The sequence below is a fragment of the Asaia sp. HumB genome, from assembly GCF_030263835.1.
In the GTDB taxonomy this organism is placed as follows: domain Bacteria; phylum Pseudomonadota; class Alphaproteobacteria; order Acetobacterales; family Acetobacteraceae; genus Asaia; species Asaia bogorensis.
The window spans coordinates 79173-97000 of sequence record NZ_JARPML010000001.1 but is presented as its reverse complement, the minus strand read 5'-3'; the positions used below and the strand labels follow the sequence as shown (position 1 = coordinate 97000).

Below are 17828 nucleotides of genomic sequence, written 5' to 3'. Positions count from 1 at the left end.
ACCCTGTTGTAGGATTTCGCGGGTGGTGGCTGAAATGAAAGCGGAAAGAACCTGATGCTCGTTGATCATGAAGTCATGCTCCGCCGTCTGCATGAACTGCGCAGCGAGCATCGCGACCTCGATACGGTGATCGATCGTCTCGTCCAGCATCCGCTCAATCAGTTGCAGCTTCAGCGCCTCAAAAAGCGCAAGCTGCTTCTGAAGGACGAAATCAACTTTATCGAGAACCGCCTTATACCGGATGATATTGCCTGAATGAGCGAAGACCTCGATCTATACAGCCAGACAACCGATCTGGCCCAGACGCCTCGCGTTGGTATCATCATGGGAAGCCAGTCGGACTGGTCGACCATGAATTTTGCCGCCGAGAAGCTGACAGAGCTCGATATCAGCTTCGAAACGCGCATTGTTTCCGCCCACCGCACCCCTGACAGGCTGGCTGAATATGCCCGAAGTGCCCGGGGTCGGGGGCTTCAGGTCATTATCGCCGGCGCTGGCGGTGCAGCCCATCTGCCTGGCATGGTTTCGGCCTGGACCACACTTCCGGTTCTGGGCGTGCCTGTCGAATCCCACGCCCTGAAGGGCATGGACTCCCTCCTGTCGATCGTCCAGATGCCGGGCGGCGTGCCGGTTGGTACGCTCGCCATTGGCAAGGCTGGCGCCATCAATGCAGCGTTGCTTGCTGCGTCTATCCTGTCCCTGCAGGATGAAGGCGTCAGGGCACGTCTGGACACATGGCGCGCCATGCAGACAGCCTCTGTAGCCGATACCCCTGAAGCATGACGGTTACAGCGCTCCCTCCGGGATCGACAATCGGCATCATCGGTGGCGGTCAGCTTGGACGGATGTCTGCGGTTGCAGCCTCCCGTCTGGGCTATCACGTGCATATCCTGAGCGCCGAGGCTGATCCGCCAGCGCAGGAAACGGCACAGCGCGTGACCGTCGGGGCTTACGACGATGAAGCTGTTCTAAGGGACTTTGCTCAGAGCGTTGATGTCATCACCTTCGAATTCGAAAACATCTCTGCAACTGGTCTGGACCTGCTCTCCTCGCTCTGCCCGGTGCATCCGGCAGGATCCGTTCTCGCTATCAGCCAGGATCGTATTCTCGAGAAGACCTTCCTGAGCGACAATGATATCCCGGTAGCGCCCTGGATTTCAGTCCCGAACGCGACCTCACTTGAGCGTGCGGTTACCGCGCTGGGATTCCCTTTCCTGCTTAAGACCACGCGGTTTGGCTATGATGGCAAGGGTCAGTTCCGGATCGCTGATCAGGCCGGGCTCGATGCGCTTGATCGCGATCTGCCCTTCCCGCTCATTGCCGAGGGGTTTGTGGATTTCGAGCGCGAGCTGAGCGTGATGGTCGCCCGCAACGCAAGCGGTGCCAGCACGTGCTTTGCCGTGACAGAGAACCAGCACAAGGACGGTATTCTCGATATCAGTCTGGCACCGGCACGTATTCCCATGGCTCTGGCCGAACAGGCCGAGGCGCTGGCACGCCGCATCGCAGTGACGCTCGATCTGGTTGGTATCCTTGGCGTTGAGATGTTTGTCTCGGCCAAGGGCGAGCTTCTGGTCAACGAAATTGCGCCCCGGCCGCATAATTCGGGCCATTGGACGATGGATGCCTGTCTGATCGATCAGTTCGAGATGCACATCCGCGCAGTCGCTGGCCTGCCCCTCCCCAACCCTTATCGCCATAGTGATGCGGTCATGAAGAACCTGATCGGTCCGGAAGGTATGGCAGTTTGTGACGCGGTTCTTGCCGACGCTGGGTTGGCCATGCATCTTTACGGTAAGAGCGCGTGCCGCGAAGGGCGCAAGATGGGCCACGTGAATGCCCTCTTCCCGCTCGGGGCGCTACCGGGGCCGTTCGGTGTTGCGGCGCGCCTTGACGCGGCGCTCGGCATCAAGACCGTGTCTGAGCAGGAAATCTGATCAGCGGTCCTTCATCAAGCCAAGCTCCCTGAAGCTCGAATAGCTGCCATTGCCGATGATGATGTGATCGGCAATGCGCACATCAATCAGGGCAGCCGCCTTCTGTGTATCCCGCGTCATGACGATATCGGCATCGGAAGGCGTCGGGTCACCACTCGGATGATTGTGTACGAGCACAATGCTTCTGGCGCCGATTTCCATGGCACGCCGCGCCACCTCGCGCGGATAGACAGGTGTGTGGTTTACGGTGCCTCGTGTCTGCGCCTCATCCGCCAGAAGGCGGTTTCGCTCGTCAAGGAACAGGATACGGAATTGCTCGATCGGCTCGCGGGTGAGGCGGGATTTCAGGTAGTCAAGCATTGACCTCGGATTGGCAAGGATATCGCCCTCACCCATACGTGCCCGGCTGACCCGTATGGCAGCCTCATGAAGTAGAGCGATCGTGCAGATAAGTGGGCGATCCAGCGAGACAATGCCCGAAAGAGTGCGCTGCTCCGATGAAAACATGGCCGCGAGTGAACCAAATCGCATTAACATGTTCTCGCAGAAAGAAGTACGTTCACCGGCGGGAATACCCGAGCCTTCACAAAAAAGGCGCAGCAGGGCCTCATCCGATAGTACGGGCCCTTGCCCGCTAGCCATGGCCATGTGAGGTAGTTCCATCAAGCCGAACACAGCCTGCGCGGCGTCGGATGGCTGCAGATCCGGTCTCGCCTCTATGCCGCTATGCTTGCAAATTACTTCTTTCAACGGCATCTCCGCCAAGATCAATCGAGTGATGTATGTCAGAGTTCGATCAATATACGAGTGATCATTCTGTTTTATTTGATCTTGACGGCACAATCATAGACTCTCGCATCGGGATCATCGACACGCTTCATGGAGTCGTGCGGGCGCTCGGCCATGAGCCTGATCTGTCGATTGATCTCACCTGGGTTGTAGGCCCCCCTCTGGCCGAGCTGATGGAGGAGGTCATCCGCGTTTATGGTGACAACAGGGTAGAAAAGGCGGTGGCGCTGTACCGCGCCCTCTATGACAAGTCGGGTAGGTTCCAGACGCCTGTCTTCCCGCATATGGCGCATTTGCTGCGCACACTTGCGCGCTCGCAGGTCAGAATCTTCACGGCAACCTCCAAACCAGCCTCTCTTGCCCGCGAGATATTGCGTCAGCATGGTCTCGACGAATGCTTTGACCATGTCCACGGTGCCGCCGATGATGACAGCGGCGGTGAAAAGCCCGAGATGATCGCCCGCATCATGGAGCAGGAGGGGCTGTCGGCTACACGGACGCTCATGATTGGTGACCGGAGATTCGATATTTCCGGCGCCCATGCCAATCGCCTGCGCGCTCTCGGCGTGCTCTGGGGCTATGGCGGAGAGGCCGAATTGACGGTAGCCGGGGCTGATCTTCTTGTCGCTTCCCCCGGAGATCTCGCACCTGCCCTGCACAGCCAGTTCACGGCACTTGCCCGCCTCTGATGATACGGAGAGGCACGCAGGATAGCCTAGAAGAATCCTTTTTGTCTGAGACTCAAAGGAGGGCGCCTTTCCGATACGACCACAACATCATGAACGATCATAGCAAGCGCGCCAGCCTCCAGACTAAGGCGCTCGGCAAAGTGACGCAGGGGCGACGTTGCAGCATGAAACGTGGTCAGTGTTTTCTGAACACCGATGAAGGAAACAGCCTGAAGCGCCAGGGCCCTGCGGAAAATGGGCGCAGTGGTGGAAAAATCATCAACCGGTTCGTCGGCCAGCAATCGGTTGCGATTATCCAGATAAAGCAGCCGGAACTGCTCGGGCACAGCGCTCCCCATCACCCCGGAAAGATAGGTACAAAGCTGGTCCCAGTTCCCGAGACGGGGACGCAGGCGATCTTCTGCCAGAGCCAGCCGATCGGCGAGAACCGGAGGAAAACGCAAAAGTAGTAATGCCTTCTCACCCACACCCAGCGACCGCAAATCCTGCGCCGGGGCCGCGAAGACGGCAGAAAGGCTTCCAAATCGCTGCAGGAGCGCCTTGGCAAAGGGTTTGGTATCGCGTCGCGGTATGCTGCTGAAAAGCAGCATCTCCAGAATCTCATAATCGGCCAATGTGTCAGCCCCTGCGCTCAGCACGCGGTGTCGCATGCGCTCGCGATGCCCTTGCGGCCCCACCCCGCGTAGCAGGTTCTTGCTTTCAGGCGAAAATGAGCGTTTGGCCATAAGGGCATTACATTCTATATCGGTCGGGTGACGCAATCCCTCATTCCATCCCCCTCGCCCGAATACCTTGAACGCCTCAATCCCGAGCAACGGGAGGCTATTGAGACGACCGAGGGACCGCTTTTGATCCTCGCCGGGGCGGGCACGGGCAAGACACGCGTTCTGACGACACGCTTTGCGCATATCCTGCTCGATGGTCGCGCGCGCCCCTACCAGATTCTGGCGGTCACCTTTACCAACAAGGCTGCGCGTGAAATGCGCGAGCGTGTGGGTGCCCTTCTGGGCGAGACTGTGGAAGGGCTGTGGCTGGGCACATTCCATGCCCTGTGCGCACGGATGCTGCGCCGTCACGCAGAATATGTCGGGCTGACCACTGGCTTCACAATCCTCGATACCGACGACCAGCTTCGGCTCGTGCGTCAGATCATGGAGCCGTTCCGCCTCGATACGAAACGCTGGCCACCTCAGGCCCTGCTGGGCATTTTCCAGCGCTGGAAAGATCGCGGTTTGACGCCCGAGCAGGTGACGGCCGCCGAAGACACGGATTTCGCAGGAGGACAGGCGCGCAAGCTTTACGCCGCCTATCAAGACCGGCTCAAGGCAGTGAATGCCTGTGACTTTGGCGATCTCATGCTGCATACGCTCGAGATCCTGCGCACACAGCCAGACGTTCTGGCCCAGTATCACCGGCTGTTCCGATATATTCTGGTCGATGAGTATCAGGACACCAATACGATCCAGTATCTCTGGCTGCGTCTGCTGGCCAAGCGCGAGCACGGACCGGCCAATATCGCCTGCGTGGGCGACGACGATCAGTCGATCTACTCGTGGCGTGGTGCCGAGGTGGAAAACATCCTGCGCTTCGAGAAGGATTTTCCCGGCGCGAAGATCGTTCGCCTCGAGCGTAACTACCGTTCGACAGCGCAGATCCTTGCCGCGGCTTCAGGGCTGATTGCTCATAATTCAGGCCGTCTGGGCAAGACGCTTCGGCCCGGTCGCGAGGACGCACAGGGCGAAAAGCTGCAGATCATCAGCGCATGGGATTCCGACGAGGAAGCCCGCATCGCTGCCGGGGCCATCGAGCGGCTGCGCAGTGAGGGGCACCCCCTTTCCCAGATTGCCATTCTGATGCGAGCGGGCTTCCAGACGCGTCCCTTTGAAGAACGTTTCCTGACACTTGGCCTGCCTTATCGCGTGGTCGGTGGATTGCGCTTCTATGAGCGCGCCGAGATACGCGATGCCATGGCGTATATGCGTGTTCTGGCCCAACCCGCCGATGATCTCGCCTTTGAGCGGATCATCAATGTGCCAAAGCGCGGCGTGGGTGCCGCCGGGTTGCAGAAGCTTCATCATGAGGCGCGCAGCCTGAATGCGCCGCTGAGTGTTGGCGTCGCTCACGCCCTCGACACCGGCCTGGTAAAGGGCAAGGGCCGCGAAGCGCTGTCAGGCCTCATGGAGGCTTTCGCCCGCGCCCGCGAAACCCGTGAGAGCGAGGGCCATGTGGTTGCCATGGAGCAGTTGCTGGAGGAAAGCGGCTACCTGCCGATGTGGCGCGACGATAAATCGCCTGAGGCCCCAGGGCGGCTCGACAATATCAAGGAATTGCTTAGGGCCATTGGTGATTTCGGCACGCTCGAAGGCTTTCTCGAGCATGTGGCTCTAGTCACCGAGACCGAGGACAAGGCAAGCGCTGACACGGTCAGCCTCATGACCCTGCATGGGGCCAAGGGGCTGGAGTTCGACACAGTGTTCCTTCCCGGCTGGGAGGAAGGGGTGTTTCCCTCACAGCGTAGCCTTGATGAAGGCGGTCTCAAGAGCCTCGAGGAAGAACGCAGGCTGGCTTATGTCGGGATCACCCGCGCCAGGAAACGAGCGATCATTATTCATGCCGCCCGTCGACGCATCTATGCCAACTGGCAGGATTCCATGCCCAGCCGCTTTATCGACGAGATCCCTGCGGAAACGGTCGAGCATAGTGGACAGGCCATGCAGGAGCGCCGTCAGGCTGCCGCGCAGACATCCATCTTTGCAACGGGCCCGTTGAGCAGCGCGCAGGGGCGTTTCCGCACACCTGCCCCCCGCGTGACAGATGTGCGCCCCGATGCCTCACACGGAATTGCCTCGGGCGCACGCGTGTTCCATCAGAAATTCGGCTATGGCACCGTGCTCGGTGTCGAATCCGACCGATTGCATATCAACTTCGAGAAGGCAGGCGAAAAACGCATCATGGCCCATTTTGTGGAACAGGTCTCGTGAGCGCATCCAGACGACACGCTTCGGCGCTTGAAACCATCTCCGTCACCGTCGCTGATGAGGCCGTGCCGCTTTTCGAGCAGGCTTTTCTGACCGTTTGCACCACGGTTGGCATTTTCGAGGCCAATGAGGACCAGAACATCTGGCGCGTCGAGGGCGTGAAGGATGTAGGTCATGCCGAGGAGGAACTTGCCCGCGCCCTAACGCTGGCGCGCCTCATAACCGGCGTGGATGCCGAGCTTGTGCGCGAACGCACTGAGGCAGAGGGCTGGCTTGCCCGCACCTATGAAGCCTTCCCGCAGCAGGATGTCGGACGGCGCTTCGCCATTCGGGGTACCCACCTCACCCCCAGCCACAAGCGTGACCGTCTGACCATCACGCTGGATGCCGGGATTGCCTTCGGCTCGGGCGAGCACGGTTCCACCCGTGGCTGCCTGAGGGCGCTGGAGGACATGGCCTGGCGCAAACCGGCCCGTATCCTCGATATGGGCTGCGGGTCGGGCATTCTGGCCATGGCGGCGGCCCGCCTTTTCAACAAGCGTATCCTTGCCGTGGATATCGAGCCCTGGTCGGTCCGGGTGGCCGCAAGCAATGCGAAGCTCAATGGCATTGGCCCGCTGATTGATGCCCGCCTGGGCAATGGCTGGCTGACACCGGCGGTTCGTGCCAAGGCCCCTTACGATCTGGTTTTTGCCAATATCCTGGCACGCCCGCTCTGCAAGATGGCGCGTGATCTGGGCAGCCACCTTGCCCCGGGCGGCACGGTCATTCTTGCTGGCCTGCTGACAACCCAGGCCCGTATGGTGCTGGCCGCGCACAGGCGCCAGGGACTTGTGCTCGAGAAGCAATACTACGAAGGCGAGTGGTCCACGCTGGTTCTGCGCCGCCGTGACTGAACTCCGCGACGCGACCGAAAGCGACCTGCCCGCCATTCTCGCCATCACCAATGATGCGATTGCGACCTCCGAGGCGATATGGGCAACGTCACCGCGCAGCCTGGAAGAGCGACGCGGCTGGATGGCCGATCGCAAGGCTGCCGGCTTTCCGGTTATCGTGGCTGTGGAAGCCGGGACCATCCTCGGCTTCGCTTCCTACGGGCCGTTTCGCGTCTATGAAGGCTATGCCCGCACGGTGGAACATTCCATCTATGTGGCACGTGCAGCGCAGCGCAAGGGTATTGGTCGCATGCTGCTTGAGGCCATAATCACCCATGCCGAACACGCCGGGATGCATGTGCTGATCGGGGCCATTACTGCCAGCAATACCGCCTCGATCGCGCTTCATCGCGCAGCAGGGTTCAGCGAGAGCACGCCTCTTCCCCAGATGGGTTTCAAGTTTGGTCGCTGGCTGGATCTGGTCTTTATGTATCGTCTTTTTGAGGAAGATGGGCATTCAGGATCGATGCAGGACACGCCGTCGCCCGGCAGCGACACGGTCCCGCCTCACCCGGTCTAAGCACGCCGGAACCCCGTTACAAACGTCCCGCAATGCCCTGCTCACAGGGCCCGAGATGAAAGAAAACGCCATGAGCCTCATCCCTCTCGACAAACGTCAGGCACTTGTCCGACATGAACTCGATGCAAACGGGGTGGATGGCTTTCTGCTGCCGCGTGGGGACGAATTTCTGGGTGAATATGTGGCCCCTTGCGCCGAGCGGCTGGCCTGGCTGACGGGATTTACCGGCAGTGCAGGACTTGCCATCATCCTGCGCGAGACCGCAGCAGTGTTTTCCGACGGCCGCTATACCAGCCAGTTGCAGGACCAGGTCGATGGGACGCAATGGGAGCGGCTGCATCTGACAAAACAGCCAGCGGCGGAGTGGCTCGCCCACAATGCGCGGGGTCTCAAAATCGGGTATGACCCCAGGTTGGTGGGTGAAGCACAACTCAATGCCCTGGCCTCAGCCGATTACAGCTTTGTCCCACTCGACCGTAATCCGGTTGATGCTGTCTGGGCCGACCAACCGGCGGCGCCCGAGAGCGCCGTGCAGTATCACCCGGAGGCCTTCAGTGGCGAAGGCAGCCTGTCCAAACGCCGCAAGATTGGCGGCGCGCTGCGCAAGGCAGGCCAGGAAGCCATGCTGGTCTGTGATCCGACATCGCTCGCCTGGCTGTTGAATATCCGCGGAGATGACGTTCCCAATACGCCGGTCATCCTCGCCTTCGGTATCCTGCATCAGGATGCCTCCTTGGAAGTGTTCGTCGATATCAGCCGCGTCAGCCCGGATGCGGCCATCTCGTTCCGCAATGTATCTGTCCTGCCCCCCGAGGAGCTTCAGGATCGTCTGAAGGCGCTCTCCGGTCAGGTCGTCCGCTTTGACCCGGCCCAGACATCGCTCTGGTTCATCCAGACACTGGCTGACGCAGGAGCAACGCTGGCGCGTGGCAACGATCTCTGTGCCCTGCCCCGTGCCTGCAAGAACGCTACCGAGCAGGAAGGCGCGCGCAAGGTGCATCTGCCCGATTCAGCCGCGCTTTGCCGCTTTCTCCACTTCGTCTCCCGCGAAGGCACGGGGCTGCGCGAAACCATGCTCGCCGAAATCCTCAACGGGTTTCGCGGTGCTTCAGAGAGCTATCATGGGGAAAGCTTCCCGGCGATTTCGGCTGTCGGCCCCAATGCTGCCCTGCCGCATTATCGCGCCCTGCCCGGTCAGGATCTGATCCTGCAGCCCAATCAGGTCTATCTGATTGATAGCGGGGGCCAGTATGATGCCGGCACCACAGACGTGACACGCACGATCTGGAATGGTCCCGATGCGCCCCCCGCAGCGTTGTGCGAAGCCTTTACCCGCGTGCTCAAGGGTAACATCCTTCTCGCCCGCGCCCGCTTCCCTCAGGGCACGACGGGGCATCGGCTCGACTCTCTGGCACGCTATGCGCTCTGGCAGGCCGGGCTCGATTATGACCACGGTACAGGGCATGGCATCGGCAGCTACCTTTCCGTGCATGAGGGGCCTCAGAACATCAGCTCTGTTGCCCGTCCTGTGGCGCTGGAAGAAGGCATGATCGTCTCTGACGAGCCGGGCTATTACCTGCCCGGTTCCTACGGCATCCGGCTGGAAAACCTGCTTCTGGTCAAGCCTGCATCAGTCACAAGCCAGGCCCCCTTCCTCGAGTTCGAGGTACTTGGCTTTGCGCCGTTCGATCGGCGTCTGATCATGGCATCGTTACTGGAACCGGAAGAGCTGCGCTGGCTGAATACCTATCATCAGGATACGCTCGCCCATATCGGCCCGCTTCTGGACGAGGACGACCGGAGCTGGCTTGTTGACGCCTGCGCGCCAATCACGAACTGAACAAAGGAAAGATAGAATGGCTGATCACATGATCCCCGCGACCCTTATCGAAGGTGATGGTATCGGGCCGGAAATCACCGCCTCTGTTGTCGAGATCCTGTCCAAGGTCGGTGCCCCGTTCGAATGGGACCATCAATCCGGCGGTCTTGGCGCCATTGAGAAGTTCGGCGCCCCGCTGCCACAGCCAACCCTCGACAGCATTCGCAAGACCGGCCTCGCCCTCAAGGGGCCGCTCACCACGCCGGTTGGTGCGGGTTTCAAATCCGTCAATGTAACGATGCGTCAGGAATTTGGCCTCTATGCCAACCTGCGCCCGACACGTACGGTTGTTCCGGGCGGACGCTTCGACAAGGTGGATCTCGTGGTTGTGCGCGAGAACATTGAGGGGCTCTATGCTGCGATGGAGCATTATCTGCCCGTCGGTGACGACCCGAAGGGTCTGGCCTATGGCGCCGGTTTCAACTCGCGCGCAGAATGTGCGCGCATTGTGCGCTTCGCCTTCGACTACGCGGTTGCCAATGGCCGCAAAAAGGTCACGCTGGTCCACAAGGCCAATATCCTCAAGATCTTCAGTGGGATTTTCCTTGAGGAAGGTCGGAAGGTCGCCAAGGAATATGAAGGTCGTGTTGCTGTTGAGGAGCGCATCGTTGATGCCTGCGCCATGCAGCTCGTCACCGATCCTTGGCAGTACGACGTGATCGTCACGACGAATTTGTTTGGCGATATTCTTTCTGATCTCACTGCTGGTCTTGTCGGCGGTCTGGGCATGGCACCCGGTGCCAATATTGGCCCCGATGCGGCGATCTTCGAGGCGGTGCATGGCTCCGCCCCCGATATCGCCGGCAAGGGCGTTGCCAACCCGCTAGCAATGCTTATGGCTGCCAGCATGATGCTTGCTCATGTCGGTCGTCAGGACCTTTCCACACGCGTGGATCAGGCTATCGACCGTGTTATTCGCATTGATGGCGTGCGCACGCGTGATCTGGGTGGCGAGACAGGCACGGCCGAACTGACAAAGGCACTTCTGGCGGCTCTCTGAGCTGTCATTTCTGCTGTTTTGCAGATCAGGGTGGGCGTGGCGTTGAGCCGTGCCTACACCTAATGCCCTCATCCTGCCTCTGCGCATAGGTGGAATCAAAAGCGCATCTCCTTAGCTGATTGAGATTGCGCTAGGCGCACCAGCCCAAGCTGGCTGCTCATGCTTACAGGCGTATCCACTCTGTTCGCAGGGCCTTCCGCCCCTGCCCGAACTAACCGTGCTTCACGTACCTTGTGGTTCGACCTTCAGCCTGTCTGCCACCACGCAATGGTATGGCCAGAACATAACAGACAGATAATTCTATACCAGCTTAGTACTATTTGTAATTTATTGACTTCATAATCGAGTTTTATTGATTCTATATTGATGAAGCCATAAATCTATTGGAACGTTTCGTAAGGAGAGCCGGATAAAACCGCTTGCGCGGGATGAAATCCAGTCAATACGAACGTCTCTGGCATAAGGATCAGAAACATGGCGCATATTGCCCTTGCCGATCATACCGACAGCTTCTTCATTCCCTGCGTGACCCTCATTGGTCCCGGCTGCGCCAAGCAGGCCGGGGACCGGGCGAAAGCGCTTGGTGCCAGAAAGGCCCTGATTGTCACCGATGCTGGCTTGAAGAAAATGGGCGTGGCAGACATCATTTCGGGCTACCTGCTCGAGGATGGTTTGCAGACTGTCATTTTTGACGGTGCAGAGCCCAATCCGACAGACAAAAACGTGCATGACGGCGTCAAGATCTATCAGGATAATGGCTGCGACTTCATCGTTTCACTCGGCGGCGGTTCGGCCCATGATTGCGCCAAGGGCATTGGCCTGGTCACAGCGGGCGGTGGCAATATTCGCGACTACGAAGGCGTGGACAAATCCAGAGTCCCGATGACGCCGCTTATCGCGATCAACACCACGGCCGGCACAGCGTCTGAGATGACGCGGTTCTGCATCATCACCAATTCCCAGACCCATGTGAAAATGGCGATCGTCGATTGGCGTTGCACACCGCTGATCGCAATTGACGATCCGAACCTGATGGTAGCCATGCCGCCTGCCCTGACAGCCGCCACAGGTATGGATGCGCTCACCCATGCTATCGAGGCCTATGTTTCAACCGCAGCAACGCCGATCACCGATGCTTGCGCTGAAAAGGCCATCAGCCTGATTGGCGAATTCCTGCCCAAGGCAGTGGGCAATGGTGAGAACATGGAAGCGCGCGTTGCCATGTGTTACGCGCAGTATCTGGCCGGCATGGCATTCAACAATGCCTCGCTGGGTTATGTGCATGCCATGGCGCATCAACTGGGCGGTTTTTACAACCTGCCGCATGGTGTCTGTAACGCTGTGCTGTTGCCTCATGTCTGTCGCTTCAACCTCATCGCTGCCGCCGATCGGTATGCCCGCGTTGCCCGCCTGCTTGGGGTAGCGACCGATCTGATGAGCCGCGATGAGGCGGCTGAGGCTGCAATCGACGCCATCACCCAGATGGCCCGCTCGGTCGGTATCCCGTCGGGTCTCTCCGCGCTCGGCGTCAAGGCGGAAGATCACAAGACGATGGCTGAAAACGCGCAGAAAGATGCCTGCATGCTTACCAATCCGCGCAAGGCGACCCTTGCCCAGATCATTGGCGTGTTTGAAGCCGCGATGTGAAAGTTCCTAAACGGAAGATGCTGGTCTAGGCGGCATCTTCCGGTTGTTCAGGTAGAGAGCCGGAGAGTCTGACGCGGCATGAGAACAGGTCGCCCTTTGCCTCCGGTTCCTGGACGGAGAGGCCAAGGGGCCGGCCTCGGGTTTGCCCTCCCAACGGGACGAGCCAGCAGGCGCGCTTATCTCCGTTCCTACCAGCGCGCATTGAATGCGCCTTTTAGCCAGCATCATGATGCTCCGCATAGCATGTATCTCCCGGGCAAGGCGTCAGCCGCCATGCTGCGCACCAAGCGGGCACTTCTCCTCAAACGCGGGATCCGAGCAATGCGAGCGCATGACAGCTGTCAGCTCAGGATCAGAGTGACGCCTCCGGTTGCCAGCATCACTGATGCTTCAATCTGCCTCCGCTCAATGGTTTTCCTGTTGAGGGTGGTGGGATGTGTCTCAGGCCCCGATGTGAAGATACACAGGCTGGGTCAGGGAAACTGCGGCGATCAAGAGGGGTTAGCACTCGAGATATGAGCGGAACCCTTCATGAGCGACATCACGACCTCCTTTACGCGCAATTCTCACGGCCCGGCTGAGAGTCTCGAGGCCTCCGCCTCCTTGCACGATGAATGCGAGGACAAATCGAGCTCAACGTCGTCGCAGGAGGTTTGCCGGGACCTCAAGGCGATGCAGCCCCGATGGGCAGCGGTACCCCTGCGCGCGCGATTGAGGGTGTTACGTCGTTTCAACAGGTTGATGCTTCTGAACGCGCCTAGCCTAATCCGTTTGATTGCCGATCATGCCTCGCTCGATGTCATGACAGCCGAGATCCTTCCGCTCATGGCCGCGTCGCGTTTCCTCTGCCGTGAGGCGTCATCTATGCTCAAGGAGACGCGGCTTGGCTGGTTGGGTCGCCCGCTCTGGCTGCAAGGCGTGATGGCGTCTGTCGTGCGCAAGCCACTGGGGGCGGTCCTTATCCTGGCTCCCGGCAACTACCCACTCATGCTCGCAAGCATACAGACGTTACAGGCGTTGGTGGCAGGCAACAGCGTCGCGCTGAAACCGGCGCCCGGCCGGACCGCAGTCCTGCGCCGGTTCGTCGCGCTCCTCGAGCAGGCAGGTTTGCCGAAAGGGGTCGTGCAGCTGGTCGGTGAGGATAGCGGGCAACAGGCAGTCTCGAGTGGCTACGACCTGATCATCCTCACTGGCTCAGCTGAAACAGGCCGCAAGGTTGCGCTTGCAGCGGCGGAGACCCTGACGCCCACCATCATGGAGCTATCCGGGGCAGACCCTGTCTTCGTCCTGCCCGATGCAGATCTTGCCCTCGTGGCACGAGCGCTGCATTTCGGACAGACACTCAAGGGCGGGCATACGTGCATCGCACCCCGCAGGATATTCATCAACGAGGTGCAGAAGCGCCCCTTACAGCGTGAACTGTACCGCGTGTTCGGCGGTGAAGGGGATAGCCCCGCACCAGATCCTTCATCAAAACTTGCGCAGCTTATCTGCTCGGCAAAAGCCGCCGGGGGAGAGGTTGTTGTCTGTGGCAAGACACAGGTCATATTCCTGAACGCCCATCAGGCAAGACTTGCTGATATCGATCTGTTCGCACCCTGGTTTGCAGTGATCACGACGCACTCAGTTGAGGAAGCGATCTGCCTTGAAGGTGCGGCTACACACGCCCTCGGCGCCAGCATTTTCGGTAATGAACGCGAGGCTCTGGCAATCGCGAAGCGCATTCCGGCTGGAACGATCACCATCAATGACATCATCGTTCCCAGTGCAGATCCCCGGCTGCCGTTTGGCGGGGCACACAGGAGCGGTTTTGGTGTCACCCGCGGGCGCGAGGGCTTGCTGGCGCTCACCCGACCAGTCAGCATTTCGACACGCAAACGGGGTGCCTTTCACCTGTTGCCGCGGCTTCGCCAATGGCATGGCAGATAAAGATCGTTGACGACGAAACCTGATCGATCACGGCCCGTTGATGAAGAGGCCTGAAGCATCTGCTCGGGCGACGCGCCGCAGGCGGACAACTTCCAAGCGAAATAACGGGGTGTGCGGCCTCGGGATCATCATCTTTCGTTAACGCCTCGGAATGTTGCCATTCCGTTATCCTGTCAGGACCCTGCGCCTCATGGTCTCTACCGCTTCCCCGGGCACCCAGCATTCTCGCCACCGGCTTCATTCGCGCAATGTCGCGGTGATTGGCGCCGGGCCGGGAGGCCTCGCCTCAGCCATGCTGCTCGCCCATGCCGGCGCCAATGTCACGATTTACGAAAAAGGTGGCAGGATCGGTGGTCGCTCGTCATGTATCGAGCTCGAGGGCTTCCGTTTCGACACCGGCCCGACCTTCTTTCTGTACCCCGAGATTATCCGTGAGATTTTCGCGCAATGTGGGTTCAAGTTCGACGAGATGGTCGAGCTCGAGAGGCTCCATCACCTCTACGATCTGCGCTTTGAAGATGGTCCTAACCTCTCGCTGACGACCGATCCACAGCGTCTTGAAGAGGAAATAGCCAAGATCTCGCCGCAGGACGCGAGACAGGTGAGACGCTTCCTCGCCGATAACAGGAATAAATTCGAGCGTTTCATCGCGCCCCTCCAGAGGCCTTTCAACTCGGTCTTTGACCTGTTCAAGCCTGACATGCTCAAGGCGCTTCCGGTTCTCTCGCCGTTCTCTTCCATCGACAAGGACCTGTCACGCTACTTCAGCGACCCGCGCACGCGTCTCGCCTTTTCGTTTCAGAGCAAATATCTGGGTATGTCGCCCTACCGGTGTCCCTCGCTCTTTACCATCCTGAGCTTCATGGAACACGAGTTCGGTATCTATCACCCCAAAGGTGGAACCGAGGCCGTCATGGCCGCCATGGCGCAGGCAGCAACGACCATGGGGGTCCGTATCGAGCTCAATAGTGCCGTTGAGACAATCGAGACCAGCAAGGGCAAGACGACCGGGATTGTGGCGAACGGAAGTGCCGTTCCGGTCGATGCGGTTGTTGTCAACGGCGATTTTGCCCGCACCATCTCCGCCCTTTTGCCAGGCAATTCACGCAAGAAATGGAGCGATGAGAACATCGCCAGCAAGAAATTCTCCTGCTCGACGTTCATGATGTATCTGGGCCTCAAGGGCAGCCTGCCCGATCACGCTCATCACACCATTTTTCTTTCCAGCGATTATGAAAACAATTTTGCCGAGATCGAGGCAGGTAAACAGATCTCGTCCAAGGCGTCCCTCTACATCCAGAACGCGTGTGTGACAGATCCCGGTCAGGCGCCTGAAGGATGTTCAGCCCTCTACGTCCTCATGCCGGTCGGCAATCTTCGCCAAGATGGCTTCGAGTGGGATGAGGCCAACACAGCGCAGGCGCGCGCGATCGTCTTCCAACGTCTTCGTGATGCGGGGTTTGGCGATATAGAAGAGCGTATCCTGGTCGAGAAAACCATCACCCCGCTGCAATGGCAGGAGGAACACGATGTCCATCGTGGGGCGGTGTTCAACATGGCCCACTCGCTTGGACAAATGCTGCACCGACGCCCCCATAACCGTTTCGAAGACGTGAAAGGCGTTTATCTTGCGGGCGGCGGCACCCATCCTGGCAGTGGCCTGCCTGTTATTTTCGAGGGAGCACGCATCAGTGCGACGCTCCTCATCGAAGATCTGGCCAAGGCGCCAGCGACGATTATCGAGACCCCACCTCCGGGTCTGCACCTGATGCCAGAATGTACCGGTGGCCACGCCTGAGCGGAAGAGAATTCCATGCTGAATACGACGAAGCGAGCACCCATAGTCATCATCGGGGCGGGGCTCGGGGGATTGGCCGCCGCTTGCACGCTGAGCGCCCGCGGTCACGAGGTGATCGTATGCGAGGCCAATGACTGGACGGGCGGCAAGGCGGCCGAGCATAATCAGGATGGGTTCCGTTTCGATATGGGACCGACCATTCTCACGCTTCCCTCCGTGCTGCGCCGCATCATCGCCGAAAGCGGCCTGCGTATGGAGGATCGTCTCGACCTGCGTCGTCTGGATCCGCAATGGCGTTGCTTCTTTGACGAAGGCCAGTCTCTCGATCTGGTTGAGGACATTGCCCTCATGTCAGAGGAGCTGGAAAAACGTAAGCCCGGCGATGGAGCTGGTTATGAGGATCTGCTCAGGGTCAGCGAGCGGCTTCATGATATCTCGCGACGTTTCGTATTCTGGAAATCCGTCGGCGGACTGCGCGACACCATGAACATTGGTGAGACTTTTGCGCCCAAGACGCTGCGAGACGTCCTCGCATTGCGTATGCATTCTACGCTCGGGCATGAGATCAGAAAGCGTATCACCAACCCGCAGGCTGTGCAGGTTTTCGATCATTTCACGCAATATGTGGGCTCTAACCCCCTCCAAGCGCCGGCGGTACTGACCGGTATCGCCCATATGCAGGTTGATGAAGGCATCTGGTATCCGATAGGCGGAACACGCGCGGTACCCGTTGCCTTACGCAAGATCGCCGAAGAGAATGGCGTCGTGTTTCGCACCAATTGTCGTATCAAGCGTATCCTGCACGACGCAAAACGGGTCCATGGTGTCGAGACCCAATCCGGCGAAACCATCGCCGCATCGGCGGTCGTGTCGAACATGGACAGCGTGCGTACCATGTATGAACTGATCGATCGCAAGGCCGCACCGAAGGCCTTCCGCCAGTTTCGTCGCCAGTGGAAGTCTCGCGAGCCCGCGTGCTCGGGCGTTGTGCTCTATCTGGGCCTGAACAAGGCCTATGAGCACCTTGCCCACCACAATTTCGTCTTCTCACGCGATGCGGAAGAGGAATTCGACGCGATCTATCATCAGGGCCGCCCTGCCCCGGACCCAACCTGCTATCTCGCTGCGCCCGCCAGGACCGAGCCGCAAACCGCGCCGGAAGGTGGAGAGGCCCTTTATGTGCTGGTCCACACGCCGTATCTGCGCCCCGGCCAGAACTGGACCGAGATGTTCCCGGGTTATCGTCAGGTTATCCTCGACAAGCTGAAGAAAGCGGGCGGTATGCCTGATATCGAAGAGCGTATCGTGGCCGAACACCACCTGACCCCAATGGATATCCATACGAGATACTCACCTCAGGCGGGTGCCATTTATGGCCTTGCCAGCCATGGGAAGCTGAGCGGCGGCTTCAAGCCTGCAAATCGGTCGGACGACATTGCAGGGCTGTATATGGCGGGTGGCAGCGCTCATCCGGGCCCCGGCATGCCTATGGCGCTCATGTCGGGCTGGATCGCTGCGTATTGCCTGGATACGGATAGTCCCGCGCCCGTCGCCCCATCGGGTGCAGCATCACGCAGCGCGGCTGGCTGAGTTGTCACGCGGCAACCGTGGTAACGCGTGGCGACCGGGACTGGAGACGGCCTATGGCCGATCTCCATTTCTTACTTATTGGATCACGCGGGCCCTCAGGCAACGCCTGACCCGTCATTTTGCCTCCGTGCAGTGGT

At 59.5% G+C, this 17828-nt stretch carries 15 protein-coding genes; 13 read left to right on the top strand and 2 right to left on the bottom strand.

Annotated features, from left to right (window positions below; genetic code table 11):
• Positions 1-54 precede the first annotated feature (54 nt).
• Genes P5689_RS00500 through P5689_RS00490 form a run of 3 tightly spaced genes read left to right on the top strand, consistent with a single transcriptional unit; the run spans position 55 to position 1937 of the window.
• Complete coding sequence (locus tag P5689_RS00500; protein ID WP_023978056.1) at positions 55-255, top strand: DUF465 domain-containing protein; 201 nt, start codon at positions 55-57, stop codon at positions 253-255.
• A complete protein-coding gene (gene purE / locus P5689_RS00495; RefSeq protein WP_023978057.1) occupies positions 256-783 on the top strand; it encodes a 5-(carboxyamino)imidazole ribonucleotide mutase in 528 nt (175 codons plus the stop codon). It abuts the gene before it with no gap.
• Positions 780-1937 (top strand): 5-(carboxyamino)imidazole ribonucleotide synthase, encoded by a 1158-nt coding sequence (locus tag P5689_RS00490; RefSeq protein WP_285531663.1) that lies wholly within the window; start codon positions 780-782, stop codon positions 1935-1937. Before purE ends, P5689_RS00490 begins: the two co-directional genes overlap by 4 nt.
• Here P5689_RS00490 and radC read toward each other — a convergent pair whose 3' ends face one another.
• Entirely contained in the window at positions 1938-2579 is a 642-nt protein-coding gene (gene radC, locus P5689_RS00485) for a DNA repair protein RadC (protein ID WP_285531810.1), read from the bottom strand.
• Between the two features lie 140 nt (positions 2580-2719).
• Between radC and P5689_RS00480 the strand changes: the two genes are divergently transcribed.
• On the top strand, positions 2720-3415 hold the full coding sequence (locus P5689_RS00480; RefSeq protein ID WP_285531662.1) for an HAD hydrolase-like protein: 696 nt from the start codon (positions 2720-2722) through the stop codon (positions 3413-3415).
• Between the two features lie 26 nt (positions 3416-3441).
• Here P5689_RS00480 and P5689_RS00475 read toward each other — a convergent pair whose 3' ends face one another.
• On the bottom strand, positions 3442-4140 hold the full coding sequence (locus tag P5689_RS00475; RefSeq protein WP_285531661.1) for a JAB domain-containing protein: 699 nt from the start codon (positions 4138-4140) through the stop codon (positions 3442-3444).
• Between the two features lie 27 nt (positions 4141-4167).
• Here P5689_RS00475 and P5689_RS00470 point away from each other — a divergent pair, with 27 nt between their 5' ends.
• The 9 genes from P5689_RS00470 (at position 4168) to P5689_RS00430 (ending at position 17691) form a co-directional block, all read left to right on the top strand.
• Positions 4168-6396: a UvrD-helicase domain-containing protein gene (locus tag P5689_RS00470; protein ID WP_285531660.1), complete on the top strand. Its 2229-nt coding sequence runs from the start codon at positions 4168-4170 to the stop codon at positions 6394-6396.
• Complete coding sequence (locus P5689_RS00465) at positions 6393-7289, top strand: 50S ribosomal protein L11 methyltransferase (protein WP_285531659.1); 897 nt, start codon at positions 6393-6395, stop codon at positions 7287-7289. Before P5689_RS00470 ends, P5689_RS00465 begins: the two co-directional genes overlap by 4 nt.
• Positions 7282-7848 (top strand): N-acetyltransferase family protein, encoded by a 567-nt coding sequence (locus P5689_RS00460; protein WP_285531657.1) that lies wholly within the window; start codon positions 7282-7284, stop codon positions 7846-7848. The genes P5689_RS00465 and P5689_RS00460 overlap by 8 nt, the downstream gene beginning before the upstream one ends.
• Before the next feature lie 70 nt (positions 7849-7918).
• A complete protein-coding gene (locus tag P5689_RS00455) occupies positions 7919-9688 on the top strand; it encodes an aminopeptidase P family protein (protein WP_285531655.1) in 1770 nt (589 codons plus the stop codon).
• A 16-nt stretch (positions 9689-9704) separates the two neighbouring features.
• Complete coding sequence (locus tag P5689_RS00450) at positions 9705-10727, top strand: isocitrate/isopropylmalate dehydrogenase family protein (RefSeq protein ID WP_122039639.1); 1023 nt, start codon at positions 9705-9707, stop codon at positions 10725-10727.
• Positions 10728-11201: 474 nt separating this feature from the next.
• Positions 11202-12374: an iron-containing alcohol dehydrogenase gene (locus P5689_RS00445; RefSeq protein ID WP_285531654.1), complete on the top strand. Its 1173-nt coding sequence runs from the start codon at positions 11202-11204 to the stop codon at positions 12372-12374.
• 531 nt (positions 12375-12905) lie between these two features.
• On the top strand, positions 12906-14303 hold the full coding sequence (locus tag P5689_RS00440) for an aldehyde dehydrogenase family protein (protein WP_285531652.1): 1398 nt from the start codon (positions 12906-12908) through the stop codon (positions 14301-14303).
• A 190-nt stretch (positions 14304-14493) separates the two neighbouring features.
• Positions 14494-16101 carry an NAD(P)/FAD-dependent oxidoreductase gene (locus P5689_RS00435; protein WP_081866859.1) on the top strand — a complete coding sequence of 536 codons (1608 nt, stop codon included), beginning with the start codon at positions 14494-14496 and terminating at the stop codon, positions 16099-16101.
• 15 nt (positions 16102-16116) lie between these two features.
• Positions 16117-17691, top strand: coding sequence for a phytoene desaturase family protein (locus P5689_RS00430; protein WP_285531650.1), 1575 nt, complete (start codon positions 16117-16119; stop codon positions 17689-17691).
• The last annotated feature ends 137 nt before the right edge of the window (positions 17692-17828 follow it).

Bases quoted from the DNA above. Each gene is read 5' to 3' on its own strand.
- P5689_RS00500 (WP_023978056.1), top strand. From the start codon at position 55: ATGCTCGTTGATCATGAAGTCATGCTCCGCCGTCTGCATGAACTGCGC.
- purE (WP_023978057.1), top strand. From the start codon at position 256: ATGAGCGAAGACCTCGATCTATACAGCCAGACAACCGATCTGGCCCAG.
- P5689_RS00490 (WP_285531663.1), top strand. From the start codon at position 780: ATGACGGTTACAGCGCTCCCTCCGGGATCGACAATCGGCATCATCGGT.
- radC (WP_285531810.1), bottom strand. From the start codon at position 2,579: ATGGCTAGCGGGCAAGGGCCCGTACTATCGGATGAGGCCCTGCTGCGC.
- P5689_RS00480 (WP_285531662.1), top strand. From the start codon at position 2,720: ATGTCAGAGTTCGATCAATATACGAGTGATCATTCTGTTTTATTTGAT.
- P5689_RS00475 (WP_285531661.1), bottom strand. From the start codon at position 4,140: ATGGCCAAACGCTCATTTTCGCCTGAAAGCAAGAACCTGCTACGCGGG.
- P5689_RS00455 (WP_285531655.1), top strand. From the start codon at position 7,919: ATGAGCCTCATCCCTCTCGACAAACGTCAGGCACTTGTCCGACATGAA.
- P5689_RS00450 (WP_122039639.1), top strand. From the start codon at position 9,705: ATGGCTGATCACATGATCCCCGCGACCCTTATCGAAGGTGATGGTATC.
- P5689_RS00445 (WP_285531654.1), top strand. From the start codon at position 11,202: ATGGCGCATATTGCCCTTGCCGATCATACCGACAGCTTCTTCATTCCC.
- P5689_RS00440 (WP_285531652.1), top strand. From the start codon at position 12,906: ATGAGCGACATCACGACCTCCTTTACGCGCAATTCTCACGGCCCGGCT.
- P5689_RS00435 (WP_081866859.1), top strand. From the start codon at position 14,494: ATGGTCTCTACCGCTTCCCCGGGCACCCAGCATTCTCGCCACCGGCTT.
- P5689_RS00430 (WP_285531650.1), top strand. From the start codon at position 16,117: ATGCTGAATACGACGAAGCGAGCACCCATAGTCATCATCGGGGCGGGG.